Annotated in this window: 14 protein-coding genes and 1 pseudogene; 8 read left to right on the plus strand and 7 right to left on the minus strand. The window is 70.5% G+C overall.

The genetic code is table 11. The annotated features are described in order from the left end of the window. Positions 1 to 158 precede the first annotated feature (158 nt). The 3 genes from RR1_RS07760 to RR1_RS07770 are packed head-to-tail and all read left to right on the plus strand — an operon-like array spanning position 159 to position 2,494. A complete protein-coding gene (locus tag RR1_RS07760; RefSeq protein ID WP_010839393.1) occupies positions 159 to 1,394 on the plus strand; it encodes an Nramp family divalent metal transporter in 1,236 nt (411 codons plus the stop codon). 41 nt (positions 1,395 to 1,435) lie between these two features. Then, positions 1,436 to 2,299, plus strand: a complete 864-nt coding sequence (locus tag RR1_RS07765) for a 3-hydroxyacyl-CoA dehydrogenase (protein WP_010839392.1) — start codon at positions 1,436 to 1,438, stop codon at positions 2,297 to 2,299. Positions 2,300 to 2,305: 6 nt separating this feature from the next. Beyond that, complete coding sequence (locus RR1_RS07770; protein ID WP_010839391.1) at positions 2,306 to 2,494, plus strand: hypothetical protein; 189 nt, start codon at positions 2,306 to 2,308, stop codon at positions 2,492 to 2,494. A gap of 25 nt (positions 2,495 to 2,519) precedes the next feature. Here RR1_RS07770 and RR1_RS07775 read toward each other — a convergent pair whose 3' ends face one another. Together RR1_RS07775 and RR1_RS07780 are read right to left on the minus strand one after the other, a co-directional pair. After that, positions 2,520 to 3,416 (minus strand): amidohydrolase family protein, encoded by an 897-nt coding sequence (locus RR1_RS07775; protein ID WP_010839390.1) that lies wholly within the window; start codon positions 3,414 to 3,416, stop codon positions 2,520 to 2,522. Positions 3,417 to 3,427: 11 nt separating this feature from the next. After that, positions 3,428 to 3,976, minus strand: a complete 549-nt coding sequence (locus RR1_RS07780; RefSeq protein WP_010839389.1) for a ribonuclease H family protein — start codon at positions 3,974 to 3,976, stop codon at positions 3,428 to 3,430. Positions 3,977 to 4,078: 102 nt separating this feature from the next. Between RR1_RS07780 and RR1_RS07785 the strand changes: the two genes are divergently transcribed. Next, on the plus strand, positions 4,079 to 5,032 hold the full coding sequence (locus RR1_RS07785) for a DNA-3-methyladenine glycosylase family protein (protein ID WP_010839388.1): 954 nt from the start codon (positions 4,079 to 4,081) through the stop codon (positions 5,030 to 5,032). Here RR1_RS07785 and RR1_RS07790 read toward each other — a convergent pair. After that, positions 5,017 to 6,612, minus strand: coding sequence for an ABC-F family ATP-binding cassette domain-containing protein (locus tag RR1_RS07790; RefSeq protein ID WP_010839387.1), 1,596 nt, complete (start codon positions 6,610 to 6,612; stop codon positions 5,017 to 5,019). The genes RR1_RS07785 and RR1_RS07790 overlap by 16 nt on opposite strands. A 230-nt stretch (positions 6,613 to 6,842) precedes the next feature. Between RR1_RS07790 and RR1_RS07795 the strand changes: the two genes are divergently transcribed. After that, positions 6,843 to 7,643, plus strand: coding sequence for a hypothetical protein (locus RR1_RS07795; RefSeq protein WP_010839386.1), 801 nt, complete (start codon positions 6,843 to 6,845; stop codon positions 7,641 to 7,643). Between the two features lie 7 nt (positions 7,644 to 7,650). Here RR1_RS07795 and RR1_RS07800 read toward each other — a convergent pair whose 3' ends face one another. The 3 genes from RR1_RS07800 to RR1_RS07810 are packed head-to-tail and all read right to left on the minus strand — an operon-like array spanning position 7,651 to position 10,076. Continuing rightward, positions 7,651 to 8,103, minus strand: a complete 453-nt coding sequence (locus RR1_RS07800; RefSeq protein ID WP_010839385.1) for a MaoC family dehydratase — start codon at positions 8,101 to 8,103, stop codon at positions 7,651 to 7,653. Between the two features lie 31 nt (positions 8,104 to 8,134). Beyond that, on the minus strand, positions 8,135 to 8,875 hold the full coding sequence (locus RR1_RS07805) for a GntR family transcriptional regulator (RefSeq protein ID WP_040774511.1): 741 nt from the start codon (positions 8,873 to 8,875) through the stop codon (positions 8,135 to 8,137). A gap of 49 nt (positions 8,876 to 8,924) precedes the next feature. Further along, positions 8,925 to 10,076: an acyl-CoA dehydrogenase family protein gene (locus tag RR1_RS07810; protein ID WP_010839383.1), complete on the minus strand. Its 1,152-nt coding sequence runs from the start codon at positions 10,074 to 10,076 to the stop codon at positions 8,925 to 8,927. 183 nt (positions 10,077 to 10,259) lie between these two features. On the opposite strand from RR1_RS07810, the gene RR1_RS07815 reads away from it, so the two are divergent. Genes RR1_RS07815 through RR1_RS07825 form a run of 3 tightly spaced genes read left to right on the plus strand, consistent with a single transcriptional unit; the run spans position 10,260 to position 13,324 of the window. After that, on the plus strand, positions 10,260 to 11,108 hold the full coding sequence (locus tag RR1_RS07815; RefSeq protein WP_010839382.1) for an HpcH/HpaI aldolase/citrate lyase family protein: 849 nt from the start codon (positions 10,260 to 10,262) through the stop codon (positions 11,106 to 11,108). Further along, complete coding sequence (locus RR1_RS07820; protein ID WP_010839381.1) at positions 11,105 to 12,127, plus strand: MaoC family dehydratase; 1,023 nt, start codon at positions 11,105 to 11,107, stop codon at positions 12,125 to 12,127. The genes RR1_RS07815 and RR1_RS07820 overlap by 4 nt, the downstream gene beginning before the upstream one ends. Positions 12,128 to 12,139: 12 nt before the next feature. Then, a complete protein-coding gene (locus RR1_RS07825; protein ID WP_010839380.1) occupies positions 12,140 to 13,324 on the plus strand; it encodes a CoA transferase in 1,185 nt (394 codons plus the stop codon). On the opposite strand, the pseudogene RR1_RS21880 reads toward RR1_RS07825, so the two are convergent. Further along, positions 13,276 to 13,554, minus strand: a pseudogene (locus RR1_RS21880) (HNH endonuclease signature motif containing protein); the annotation flags it as partial. The gene RR1_RS07825 and the pseudogene RR1_RS21880 sit on opposite strands and share 49 nt — an antisense overlap.

Below are 13,554 nucleotides of genomic sequence, written 5' to 3' on the forward strand. Positions count from 1 at the left end.
GGTAGCACGAACGCGACGGCCCGGGTCGGCACCTCACTGGGGGTAGGTGCCGACCCGGGCCGTCGTCGTGCGCGTCACGTCCACGGGCCACGGCCGCCATTCCAGGACTACGGTTGTCGTCCGGAGCAACAGCCGGAGATCGCACGACGGGACGGTGCATGACGCGCTCACGGGCCGGGACGCGGACCGCGACGCCGCGCGTCGTCACGTTGCTGGGGCCCGCCTTCGTCGCCGCCGTCGCGTATGTCGATCCGGGGAACGTCGCCGCGAATCTGTCGGCAGGCGCCCAGTACGGCTATCTGCTGGTGTGGGTGCTCGTCCTCGCGAACGTCATGGCCGTGCTCATCCAGTACCTGTCGGCCAAGCTCGGTCTCGTCACGGGACGGTCGCTGCCCGAGTTGCTCGGCGACCGGCTGCGTCCGCGGTCGCGCCGGGCGTTCTGGGTGCAGGCCGAGGCGATGGCGATCGCGACGGACGTCGCCGAGGTCATCGGTGGCGCGATCGCATTGCACCTGCTGTTCGGGCTCCCGCTCGTCGTCGGCGGCGTGATCACCGGCGTGATCTCGATGGGCCTGCTGCTCCTGCAGAATCGCGGGGGCGGGCGGCTGTTCGAGTTCGTCGTCGTGGCGATGCTCGCGATCATCACCGTCGGCTTCCTGTCGGGACTGCTCTTCACGGACGTCTCGCCGCGCGACGCGCTGAGCGGGCTCGTGCCCCGGTTCGCCGGTACCGACACCGTGCTGCTCGCGGCGAGCATGCTGGGCGCGACGGTGATGCCCCACGCGATCTACATTCACTCGGCGCTCACCCGCGACCGATTCGGCCCGCAGACGCCGGGACCACGGCTCGACCGGCTGCTGCGGGCGACGCGCTGGGACGTCGTCGGGGCGCTCGCCGTCGCGGGCACGGTGAACATCGGGATGCTGCTGCTCGCGGCGTCGGCCCTGCCCGGTGCCCCGGGCACCGACTCGATCGAGGGCGCGCACGCCGCGATCGAGAACGCGCTGGGGCCCGCGGTCGGTGTGGTGTTCGCCGTCGGTCTGCTGGCGTCGGGCCTCGCGTCGACGGCGGTGGGCAGCGCCGCGGGCGCGGAGATCATGCACGGCCTGCTGCGGACCCGCATTCCACTGGTACTCCGACGCCTCGTGACGCTGGTCCCTGCGCTGGCCGTCCTCGCCGTGGGTGTCGATCCGACGCTCGCGCTGATCCTCAGCCAGGTGGTGCTGAGCTTCTGCATTCCGTTCGCGCTCGTCCCGCTCGTCCGGTTCACCTCGCGCGCGACGCTCATGCGCGGATACCGCAACGCCGCGCTCACGACGACGGCTGCGTGGGCCGCCGCGGGCGCCGTCATCGCGCTCAACGTCGCACTCGTCGCGATGACCGTGGCGGGCTGAACCCTTACGAGGCGGCCGCGCGGAGACGTAGTGTTCGGCACATGAGCGAATTCACCAGGATCACAGTGCTCGGCACCGGCGTGCTGGGTTCACAGATCGCTTATCAAACGGCCTTCAGCGGATTCGACGTCGTGGCCTACGACATCGACGACGCCGCGCTGGACGCCGCGAGACAGCGTTTCACCAAGCTCGCGGATCTCTACGCGAAAGACGTCGCGGGCGGCGGCGACGGCAAGGCGGAGGAGGCGCTCGGCCGGATCACGTACTCGTCGGATCTCGCCGAGGCGGTCGCGGACGCCGATCTCGTGATCGAGGCCGTTCCGGAGAAGCTCGAGATCAAGCAGGAGACGTACGAGAAGCTCGCGGCGGCGGCCCCCGAGCGCACGGTGTTCGCGACGAATTCGTCGACGCTGCTGCCGAGTTCGCTCGTGGAGTTCACGGGGCGGCCCGCGAAGTTCCTGGCGCTGCACTTCGCGAACAAGGTGTGGCAGTTCAACACCGCCGAGGTGATGGGCACCGAGAAGACCGATCCCGAGGTGTTCCGAAGCGTCGTGCGATTCGCGGAGGAGATCGGCATGGTGCCGATCGAGATCCACAAGGAGAAGGCGGGGTACGTCCTCAACTCGCTGCTCGTCCCGTTCCTGCAGGCGGCGTCGCAGCTCTACGCGCAGGGGATCGCCGACCCCGAGACCGTCGACAAGACATGGCGGATCGGCACCGGCGCACCGGCGGGGCCGTTCGAGATCTACGACGTCGTCGGCCTGACGACGGCGTACAACATCTCGGCGGCCTCCCCCGATCCCGCGCAGCAGGAGTTCGCGCGAATCCTCAAGGAGCGCTTCATCGATCAGGGGAAGCTCGGCGTCGCGACCGGCGAGGGCTTCTACAAGTACCCGCGGGAGTGAGGCATCGTGGCACGCGGTGAGCATCCGCAGCGGACCCCGCTCTACGGGGTTCTGCTCATCGTCGCCGCGATGCTCGGCTCCCTCGCCGTGTACCGGGTCGATGCCCCGACGTGGCTGCAGATCCTCGTGTACCTCGCCGCCGTCGCGGCCGGCGTCACCGGGTTCGTCATGACGTTCCGCGACTACGGCCACTGACCGGGCGTGGTGCACCGACGGTGGGCTACGGCCCGTCGTCGCCGAGGCCGAGGAGCGCGGCACCGTTGTCGTGGACGACGGCGCGGATCCACTCGTCGTCGGGCGCGACACGCGTGAGGGCGTCGAGCGCCTCGCGATAGCCGTAGGGGATGTTCGGGAAGTCGCTGCCGAACAGGATCCGGTAGCGGTGCTCCGCGAGCCGGGGCAGGTCCTCGCGCGGGAACGGGATGTCCGCTTCCACGAAATCGGTGAACGCCATCGTCGTGTCGAGCATGACGCCCGCGTGCCAGTCGGCGAGATCGAGGAACTCGGTGTACTCCGGCATCCCCATGTGCGCGACGACGAGGCGCAGCCGCGAGTGGCGTGCGAGGACGTCCGCGACCGGTCCGGGACCGGTGTACCGGCCCGGTGCCGGACCGGAACCGCAGTGGATCACCGTCGCGACGCCCGCGTCGGAGAGGGTCCCCCACACGTCGTCGAGTAGCGGATCGGCCGGGGAGTAGTCCCCGACCTGGATGTGCGACTTGAAGATGCGGGCACCCGCCTCGATCGCCTCGCCGACGTACTCGGCGGCGCCGGGCTCGGGGTAGAAGGTAGCCGTGTGGGCGCAGTCGGGGACGCGGGCGGCGAACTGCGTGCCCCACGCGTTGAGCCACCGAGCCATGTCGGGCTTGTGCGGGTAGATCATCGCGGTGAACCGCCGCACCCCGAACGCACGGAGCAACTCCGTGCGGGTGTCCTCGTCGTGCCGGTAGGTGATCGGCCACTCGCGGCCGGTGAGCGGTCCGGCCGAGTCGAAGTACCGCCACACCTTGTCCATCACGTTCTTGGGCATGAAATGCGTGTGGACGTCGACGATTCCGGGAAGCTCGCGCTGCGTCCAGAATGCGCGGACCGCCGCGACGTCGTCGGCCTCGGTCATGGGGCCGCCCCTCAGAAGAGCGTCATGACGTCGTCGGCGGCTGCGGCTGCGGCTGGGCGTGACGGTGCGGCGTTTCGGGGTGCGGACGTCTGCGCTGCCGAGGTCCGGGGCGAGGTGGGGGCGAGCGTCCCGTCGCGGACGGCGCGTGCGGCGACGCCCGCGAGGGTGTCGGCGATCTCGTTGAACTCGTTGCCGACGTGACCGCGCACCCAGCGGAAGCGGACCGGACCGGAGCGGCCCGAGATCGCGGCGTCGATGGCCTGGACGAGTTCGACGTTCTTGACGGGACTGCCCGTCGCGGTCTTCCAGCCCTTGCGGCGCCAGCCCGCGAGCCACTCCGAGGCGCACTTGATCGCGTACTGCGAGTCCGACTCGATGAGCAGCGGCTGCTCGCCGGGGTGGGAGCGGATCGCTTCGAGCAGTGCCCACAGTTCGGCGATCTGATTCGTTCCGCTGGCCCCGCCGCCGGAGGCGGATTCGCCGTCGTGCTCGACCCATGCCCAGCCGATCGCACCGCCGGGATTGCGAAGACAGGACCCGTCGGTGCTCACGATGATCATGGCTGTCGACTCTAGTTCGCCGGTGCGAGCGTGCTCACGTGCGGCGGCGCCGTGTCGTAACCCGACGGTAGTCTCGGTCGCGTGAGTGACCCGCTGGGGTCCGTGGACGCGGACCGACCGTTCGACGTGAGCGGCGCGTCTGCGGTCGGCGACTCCGTGACCGTCGAGTCGGAGCGGCCGCTCGACGTCGCACTCACCCTCGCGCCTCACGGGCGCGGCCCGCGCGATCCCACGCAGCGGCGCACACCCGACGGCGCCGTGTGGCGGACGTCCCGGCAGCCGGGCGGGCCCGTCACGTACCGGGTGACCCAGCCCGGACGGCACACCGCCCGCGTGCAGGCGTGGGGCCCCGGCGCCGCGGACGTCCTGGCTCGTGCCCGCGATCTCGTGGGCGCCGACGACGACGCGTCGACCTTCGCACCGCGGCATCCGTTGCTCGTCGAGGCCCATCGCCGTCATCCGCACCTTCGGATCGGCAGCACGGGCCGGGTCTTCGAGGCGCTCGTCCCCGCCGTCCTCGAGCAGCGCGTCCACACGATCGCGGCGCATCGATCGTGGGCGTGGCTCGTCCGCAGGTACGGGTCGCCTGCGCCCGGTCCGGCCCCACGCGACCTGCTCGTCCCGCCGGAGCCCCGGACGTGGCGCACGATCCCGTCCTGGGCGTATCACCGTGCGGGGGTCGATCCGAGCCGCTCGCGCACCCTCGTGCGGTGCGCCGAGGTCGCCGACAGCCTGGAGCGTGCCGCGACCGCCGAGTACGACGAGTTCGTGCGCCGCGTCACGTCACTCCCCGGTGTCGGGGTGTGGACGGCCGCGCACACCGCCCAGCGCGCGCTGGGCGCGGCCGACGCGCTCGCGATCGGCGACTACAACATCCCCGACATCGTCGGCTGGACGCTCGAGGGCCGCGCGATGGCGGACGCCGAGATGGTGGAGTACCTCGATCACCTGCGCCCCCACCGGCATCGCGCCGTGTGGCTGCTCATGGTGAGCGGGGCCGCGTACAAACCGAAACGCGGCCCCCGCACACCCCTCGTCGATCACACGTGGCACTGAGATTCGCCGAGTTCCACGCGCCGCCAGTCGGCGAGATCGTGCAGCATCGCCCGGTCGTGGGTGGCGACGACGACGGCCGTCGCCGTCTCGCGGAGTGCCTCGGTGAGTTCGCCGACCAGTGCGGGTGACAGGTGGTTCGACGGCTCGTCGAGCAGCAGCACGTGGGGACGCGTCGCCAGCACCATCGCCAGCGCGAGACGGCGTCGCCGCCCGTAGGACAGCGCTGCCACGTCCGTCGCCAGATCGGCCTCGGCCAGCAGACCGAACGTACGTACGGGCAACTGCTCCGACGCGTCGATCACTCCCGTCGACACCGACCGTGCGACGTGCGCGGCGTACACCGCCCGCGCCGTGCCGGATTCGGCGAACTCGCTCTCCTGCCGCAGCCACCCGATCCTGCGCGTGCGGGTGGCGACGACTCCCGACGTCGGTTCCGCGGCGCCCGCAAGGACGGCGAGCAGCGACGACTTGCCCGCGCCGTTCGGTCCGGTGAGAAGCACGTGATCGCCCGACGTCAGCGTCAGATCCACGGGCACGTCGAGGCGTCCGGAGAGCGTGACGCCGTGGGCATCGAGCACGACACCGCCGCGTACCGCCGTGGTGGGGAGCGTGAACCGCAGCGGCGGCTCGGGTGCCGACACCTCGTGCCGTTCCAGCGCTTCGACGCGCCGATGCACCGCACGCACCGATGTATCCGCGCGGGTCGCCCGCTGATGCTTCCCTGTCCCCTTGCCCGGCCGCCACGAATCCTGCAGCCGCGACCGTGATCGTTCGAGATCCTCTGCGAGAGCCCGGTGTTCACGCTGCTGGGCGGCGTGGAGTTGTTCCCATCGGGCGAACTCGGCGCGCCGCCCCTCGACGTAGCCGTCCCATCCGTCGCCCCACACGCGAGGGCGGCCGTCGGGCGTCGGATCGAGATCGACGATCGTCGTGACGACGTCGCGCAACAGCGCACGATCGTGGGAGACCACCACGACGGTGCCGGCGCGGGCACGCAGGCTCGTCGTGAGGAACTCGAGGCCGCCGGCGTCGAGATGATTGGTCGGTTCGTCGAGCAGCAGGTGATCGGCGCCGCCACCGAGTGCGCACGCCAGCCGCACGCGATAGCGCTGCCCGACGGAGAGCGTGGCGAGGCGGCGGCTCCGGTCTGTCTCGGCGCCGAGGGCACCCAGAGCGACGTCGAGGGTGCGCTCGGCGTCCCAGGCCGAGAGCGCCTCGGCCGCGGCGAGGGCGTCGGCGTACCGGTCGCCTGCATCCTCGTGCTGGTCGGCGAGGGCGAGGGCGGCCGAGTCGAGCCGGTCCAGCGCTGCGCGGGCCGGTTCGAGGGCGCCGGCGACGAGATCCCCGACTGTCGTGGCATCGCCGGTGTGCAGTTCCTGTTCGACGACCTCGACGGCGCCGGTCGTCGCGACGGACCCGGACTCCGACGGTAGATCACCCGAAAGGGTGTGCAGCAGAGTGGATTTACCCACTCCGTTCTCGCCGACGATGCCGATCCGGGAGCCAGGGGCGACGGTGAGATCGAGTCGGTCGACGAGGCGTCGGCCACCTCGCGTGACGACGAGGGAACGGGCGGACATGTGCGCGCGAGAGCGCGCGGGAAGAATTGCGGACATCACTTCTCGCTCGAAAAACACTCCACCCGCAGCGCGCAGTGGAGGTGTGGACAGGGCTCGGTGACGATGCTCACGCGCCGTGGGCACGTGAGCGATCGTCGGAGCGCTGCCTACTGGTAGAGAAGTCCGGCCATGCCTCCACCGTACCGAACGATCGCGGCCCGAACCGGCGGACGGCGAGGCACACTCGATCCGTGGACGCGAAGGACGACCTCGATGCCGTCGCCGACGAGGTGTACGGCGCGGATCCGCGCGACTTCGTGCGGGTTCGGCGGGCAGCCGCGGACGACGCGCGAGCCAAGGGCGACCGGTCGCTCGCGAAGCGCATCACGGCGCTCCGTAAGCCGACACTGTCGGCATGGGCCGTCGATCTGCTCGTGCGCGCCGATCCCGGCAGCGCCGACGACCTGACGCGGCTCGGCGATGCGATGCGGGCGGCGCAGTCGTCGGGAGACGGCCCCGAACTGCGGTCGCTGTCCGCGGAGCGCGCGCGGCTCGTCACCGAACTCACCGACCGGGTGATCTCGCTCGCGGCCGACCGGGGCCGGAGCCTCACCGAATCCGCTGCGCTCGAGGTGCGTTCGACACTCACGGCCGCGATAGCGGACCCCGACGTCGCGCGCCAGGTGCGGGCGGGGCACCTCACCCACCCCGTCGAGTACAGCGGGTTCGGGCCTGCCGCGCCGCTCACGGCGGTGCCCGAGCGCCGTCCCGAGCCGGCGCCCGAACCACAGCCCGCTTCTGCGGCTCCGGACGACTCGGCAGCACGCGCGGCACTCGCCGACGCGGAGCAGGAGGCGGCGGACGCCCGGAACGTCCGCGAGGCCGCCGAGGCCCGCGTGCGCGACGCGACGGACGAGGTCGCTCGGCTGCGTACCGAACTCGATCACGCCGAGCACGACGCACGCTTCGCCAGGGCCGCCCTCACCTCCGCGAACGAGCAGGTGAAGGCCGCCGAGCGCGCCGTCCGCGAGGCCCGCGCTCACCTGTCGTGACGGCGCCCTACGGCACGATCACCCGGATCGTCTCGGCGATGCAGGCGGGCTTGTCCGAGCCCTCGATCTCGACGGTCATCGTCACGACGACGCGGGCGCCCTTGGGTGTGCCCTCGTACCCGGTGATCTCCCCCGTCGCGCGCACCCGCGACCCCACCTTCACCGGCTGCGGGAAGCGCACCTTGTCGAGTCCGTAGTTGATCGACATCGAGGTCTGCTCGACCTTCAGCAGTTCGCCACCCAGCAGCGGCAGCAACGACAGCGTGAGATAGCCGTGCGCGATCGTGGCGCCGAACGGGCCTGCGGCGGCGCGATCGGGATCGACGTGGATCCACTGATGGTCGCCGGTCGCGTCGGCGAACAGGTTCACCCGCTCCTGGGTGACCTCGAGCCACTCGCCGTGGCCCAGTTTCTCGCCGACGGCAGCGGCGACGTCGTCGATCGTGGCGAATACTCGCATGGGAAGGGTCCTTTCGTTCGTGATGGCCGCGTCACGACCTCCGTAGGGTGACGCGGTACGTGTAGTGCTCGGGAAGGAAGTAGCTGACGGCGAGCTCGACAGGATCGCCGGTGGCGTCGCTGTAGAGGCGGTCGACCCGAAGCATCGGATGCCCCTCCGGGCAGTCGAGCCGGCGTGCGACGTCGGCACTCGCGGCGCCGACTGTGATCGACTGTGCTGCTTCGACTATCGGGCTCGTCAGGCGTGGTTCGAGCAGCCCGATCATGGTGTAGGCGCTCGACGCGCCCGCCTGCACCTCGGGGGCCGAGACGACGAGACGGGCGATGCGTTCGGGCCACCACACCGTGGTGACGACGAAAGGCACGCCGTCGTGGAAGCGCCGAAATGCCATGCGGTACACCAGATCGGTGTCGAGCCGCAACCGTCCGGCAACGTCGACGTCGACACCGCGACGCGGCGGATCGAGCACTTCCATCGTGGTGTCGTCCGAGAGATTCATGAGGTCTTCGATCGACCCCAGCTGCCGGAGGTAACGGCCGCTCGACTCGGTCGCGAACGTCCCGCGCCCCGGTACCCGGTACACCGCACCTTCCGCGACGAGATCCTGGAACGCACGGCGCACGGTCTGCCGGCTCAGCCCGAACTCCTCGGACAGCTCGGATTCCGTCGGCAACCGGACGCCGCCGCGGAACCGACCGTCCGCGATGCGGGCGCGCAACGTCGCGGCGAGCGCGCGATACGCGGGTTCGGGTGGAGCGTCACGGTCGGTCATCGTCACCGATCCTAATGTCACGTCTGCCGTGTCACGTGCGCCGACGCGGCTACACGCCGCCGCGCTCGACGAGCTGGCCGACGATCACGTTGCGCTGGATCTCGTTGGTCCCCTCGCCGACGATCATGAGCGGTGCGTCACGGAAGTACCGTTCGACGTCGAACTCGGTCGAGTACCCGTAGCCGCCGTGGATACGGACGGCGTCGAGCGCGATCTCCATCGCGATCTCGGAGGCGAACAGCTTCGCCATCCCCGCTTCCATGTCGCAGCGCTCGCCGCGGTCGTAGCGCTCGGCTGCATGCCACGTGAGCTGACGCGCCGCGGTGAGCTTGGTCGCCATGTCGGCGAGATAGTTGCCGATCGACTGGTGCTTCCAGATGGGCTTCCCGAACGACTCTCGTTGCTGCGCATAGGCGAGTGAGTCCTCGAGCGCTGCCGACGCCACGCCGAGCGCGCGGCACGCGACCTGGATTCGCCCCGTTTCGAGGCCCTTCATCATCTGCGAGAAGCCCTTGCCCGGAGTCCCGCCGAGGACGGCGCTCGCGGGGACGCGGAAGTCGTCGAACGACAGCTCGCAGCTCTCGACACCCTTGTACCCGAGCTTGGGCAGGTCCCGCGAGACGGTGAGCCCGCGGCCGTGCTCGACGAGCAGGATCGAGATGCCGCGGTGGCGCGGCGTCGCGGCCGGATCGGTCTTGCACAGCAACGCGATCAGGCCCGACCTGCGCGCGTTGGAGATCCACGTCTTCGCGCCGTTCACCACGAGGTCGTCGCCGTCGGCGCGGGCGACTGTCTTCATCGCCTGCAGGTCCGATCCACCACCGGGCTCGGTCAGCGCCATCGTCGCGCGCATCTCGCCGGTCGCCATGCGCGGCAGATAGTGCTGCTTCTGCTCGTCGGTTCCGAAGAGCGTCAGCAGCTTCGCGACGACGGTGTGCCCGCCCATCGCGCCGGCGAGGCTCATCCAGCCGCGCGCGAGTTGCTCGGTGACCTGCGCGTAGCACGGCATCGATACGGGCGTCCCGCCGTACTGCTCCGGCACCGCGAGGCCGTAGATCCCGATCTGCTTCATCTGCTCGATCCACTTCTCGGGATAGTCGTTCGCGTGCTCGACCTGCTGCACCGTCGGTTTGACGTCACGATCGACGAAGGCGCGCACGGTGTCGACGAGAAAGGTCTCTTCGTCGTTGAGCCTGGTCATGGGACGGCACCTCGCTTCTCGGATTTGTACGGCCATATTCGGCCCGACGTTCCCGGCTTGTCAAGACCGCTTTTGCAATGAGCGCGAATCTGGTAGGACCGAAGACGCAACATTTGGCCGACCATTTACGGCCGATTCGCTGCACGACGATCCGCTCGACGACCGCCCGGAGGACAGACAGACGTGGACACTCGACGCCGCCGCGCCGCGCTCGTGGCGCCGGCCTCCGACGAACGCAAGGCCCGCAAGGCCCTCGCGTCGAACGCCGACGAGGTGATCCTCGACCTCGAGGACGCAGTCGTCGACGGCAGCAAGGACTCGGCCCGCGAGGCCGCCCTCGCGCTCGTGGCCGAGTTCGGTGAGCAGCGTGCGGTCTCGATCCGCATCAACGGCGCCGACACGGTGTGGCATCGGGACGACGTCGCGGCCTGCGCACGGGCCGACCACCTCGCCTCGATCGTCCTGCCGAAAGCCGAGACACCCGAACAGATCCGGTCGATCGACGCCGCCCTCGGCAACTCGAGCGCGCGCATCCAGGCGCTCGTCGAGACGCCACGCGGCATCCGCGACGTGAGCGCGATCGCCGAATCCTCCGACCGGCTCGCCGCGCTCGTGATCGGCTACGCGGATCTCGCTGCGGCCCTGGGCCGGAGCCCGGGCCTGCCGCACACGACATGGCAGACGGTGCAGGAGGCCGTCCTGCTCGCCGCCCGCGTCGCGGAAATCCAGGCGATCGACGGCCCGCACCTGACCATCGCGGACGACGAGGTCTTCGCGGCCGCGAAGACGTGGGTGCGCGATCTCGGCTTCGACGGCACGTGGGTGATCCACCCAGCCCAGATCGACACGGCCCTTCGCGTCTTCACTCCCACCCCGGAAGCCGTCGCCGACGCGCACCGGGTCCTCGCCGCGCTCGCGGAGGCCGCTGACCGCGGCTCCGGTGCAGCGGAACTGGACGGCCGAATGCTCGACGAAGCGCTCGCCGTCTCGGCGCGCCGCGTTCTGGCGAACGCTCCCGAGGCGACGGCGTGACGGCGCCCGTCCGCGTAGGGGGACCGTACTTCGACGCGCTCACCGTGGGTCAGGTGTTCGACGACGCCCCGTCGATGACGCTCACCGACGGCGTGGCCGCGGTGCACCAGTCGATCGTCGGTGACCGGCTGCGCCTGCCGCTCGACGCCCATCTCACGCGCGCCGTGACGGGGCGGACCACCGCGCTCGCGCATCCCGGCCTGGTGTGCGACGTGGCGATCGGGCAGTCGACGCTCGCGACCCATCACGTGCGGGCCAATCTCTTCTACCGGGGACTGCGCTTCCTCGCCTGGCCGCACATCGGCGACACTCTCATGACGACAACGGAAGTCGTGGGACTACGCGAGAACTCGGCGAAGCCCGGGCGTCCGCCGACCGGACTCGCGGCCCTGCGCATGCGCACGGTCGATCAGGACGGCGCGACCGTCCTCGACTTCCACCGCTGCGCGATGCTGCCGCTGAGCCCCGGCGCCGATCCCGGCCGCGTCGTCCACAGTGACGACATGGCGGCGGTCGCCGGGGACGACATGGCGGCGATCGCCGGGGACGACACGCCCGCGCCGCTCGTGCCCGAGTGGGATCTCGCGCCGCTGCGCACCCATGCGCGGGGCCGCCACTTCTCGCCGGATCTGGCGGGAGCGGTGTTCGAGACGAGCGCCGACGTCGTCTCGAGTGCACCGGAACTCGCCCGGCTGACCCTCAACATCGCTGCCACACACCACGATGCGCGGGTCGGTTCCGCGGGGCGACTCGTGTACGGCGGGCACACGATCGGCCTCGCACTCGCGCAAGCGACGCGGGCGCTGCCGTCGCTCGTGACGGTGCTCGCGTGGCAGTCGTGCGATCACACCGGTCCCGTCCACGAGGGCGACACGCTCAGCAGCACGGTGCACGTCGAGTCGGTCACGGAATGCCCGTCGGGCGGACTCGTCGACCTGCGCTCGCTCGTGTCGGCGCACGACGACGACGGCTCGACCCGTCCGGTACTCGACTGGCGCTTCACCGCGCTGATGGCCTGAAAGGTGCGCGTCATGACCACGACTCCCGATTCCCGTCCACTCGCCGGACTCCGCATCGTGGAGGTGTCGAGTTTCGTCGCGTCGCCGCTGTGCGGGCTGACGCTCGCGCAGCTCGGCGCCGAGGTGACGCGGGTCGACCCGATCGGTGGCGCCGCGGACATCGGGCGGCTGCCGACGACGGCCGAGGGAACGTCCATCTACTGGACGGGACTGAACAAGGGCAAGCGGTCGGTCGTCGCCGATCTGCGCAGTGCCGAAGGGCAGCGCATCGTCCAGGACCTCGTGACCGCGCCCGGCGAGGGTGGTGGCATCCTCGTCACGAATCAGGCCGGGCGCGAATGGCTCTCGCACGACACGTTGTCGCAGCTACGCAGCGACGTCGTGACCGTGGAGATCCTCGGGCGCCGCGACGGCAGGCCGGGAGTGGACTACACGGTGAACGCCGCACTCGGCTTCCCGCAGATCACGGGTCCGCGCGAGCACGCGGGCGTCGTCAATCACGCACTGCCGGCGTGGGACGTCGCATGCGGACTGTACGCCGCGCTCGCGGTCACCTCGGCCGTACGCCGGCGGGAGCGGACCGGTCTCGGCTCGCACGTCACGCTTCCGCTCGACGACGTCGCGCTGTCGATCGCGAGCACGCTCGGATACCTCACCGAGCCGCAGGTCAACGGCGCGGAGCGGGATGCGACGGGCAACGACGTCTACGGCACGTACGGTACGGATTTCGTGACTGCCGACGGCGGCCGGTTCATGATCGTCGCGCTGACGCCTCGGCACTTCCGCGACCTCGTGTCGGTCACGGGTACGCACGACGCCGTGGCGGCCGTCGAGAAGGCGCTCGGTGCCGACTTCGCTCGCGACGAAGACCGGTACCGCCACCGCGAGATCCTCACCGCACTGTTCTCGCCGTGGTTCCGGGAACGCAGTACCGACGACGTCCGCACCGCGCTCGCCGAGACGGCCGTCCTGCACGAGCAGTACCGCGGGTTCGCCGAGGTCGCCGCCGGCGATGCCGTGACCGCGAACCCCTTGTTCGCGCAACTCGACCAGCCCGGCATCGGCACGTATCTCGCCGCCGGGCTTCCCGCCGCGTTCGACGGCGAGCACTATTTCACCGGCCCTGCCGTCGATCCGGCGTCGGTGCGTCAGGCTCCCGCCGCCCAGAACGCGGGTGAGTCGGGTTCGGTGTCGTAAACGGTGCCGTCGGGCATGGTCCAGCGCAGCAGCCCGTCGCCGAGTTGCCGGAGAGTCATGCGGCCCTGCGTTTTCCGCGGTGGTGGCGTCGGCAGAGGCAGGCCAGGTTCGCTTCCTCGGTCCTGCCACCCTGGTCGGGGTTCTCGTGGTCGAACGGGACCGTGTGGTCGATATCGCACGACGGCGCCGGGACCGGGCAGTGCGGGAAGCGGCACACCCCGTCACGCGCC

This window comes from Rhodococcus rhodnii NBRC 100604, from assembly GCF_001894925.1.
Lineage (GTDB): Bacteria > Actinomycetota > Actinomycetes > Mycobacteriales > Mycobacteriaceae > Rhodococcus_F > Rhodococcus_F rhodnii.

Bases quoted from the DNA above. Each gene is read 5' to 3' on its own strand.
- RR1_RS07790 (WP_010839387.1), bottom strand. From the start codon at position 6,612: ATGTCCGCCCGTTCCCTCGTCGTCACGCGAGGTGGCCGACGCCTCGTC.
- RR1_RS07765 (WP_010839392.1), top strand. From the start codon at position 1,436: ATGAGCGAATTCACCAGGATCACAGTGCTCGGCACCGGCGTGCTGGGT.
- RR1_RS07810 (WP_010839383.1), bottom strand. From the start codon at position 10,076: ATGACCAGGCTCAACGACGAAGAGACCTTTCTCGTCGACACCGTGCGC.
- RR1_RS07780 (WP_010839389.1), bottom strand. From the start codon at position 3,976: ATGATCATCGTGAGCACCGACGGGTCCTGTCTTCGCAATCCCGGCGGT.
- RR1_RS07800 (WP_010839385.1), bottom strand. From the start codon at position 8,103: ATGCGAGTATTCGCCACGATCGACGACGTCGCCGCTGCCGTCGGCGAG.
- RR1_RS07805 (WP_040774511.1), bottom strand. From the start codon at position 8,875: ATGACCGACCGTGACGCTCCACCCGAACCCGCGTATCGCGCGCTCGCC.
- RR1_RS07760 (WP_010839393.1), top strand. From the start codon at position 159: ATGACGCGCTCACGGGCCGGGACGCGGACCGCGACGCCGCGCGTCGTC.
- RR1_RS07775 (WP_010839390.1), bottom strand. From the start codon at position 3,416: ATGACCGAGGCCGACGACGTCGCGGCGGTCCGCGCATTCTGGACGCAG.
- RR1_RS07825 (WP_010839380.1), top strand. From the start codon at position 12,140: ATGACCACGACTCCCGATTCCCGTCCACTCGCCGGACTCCGCATCGTG.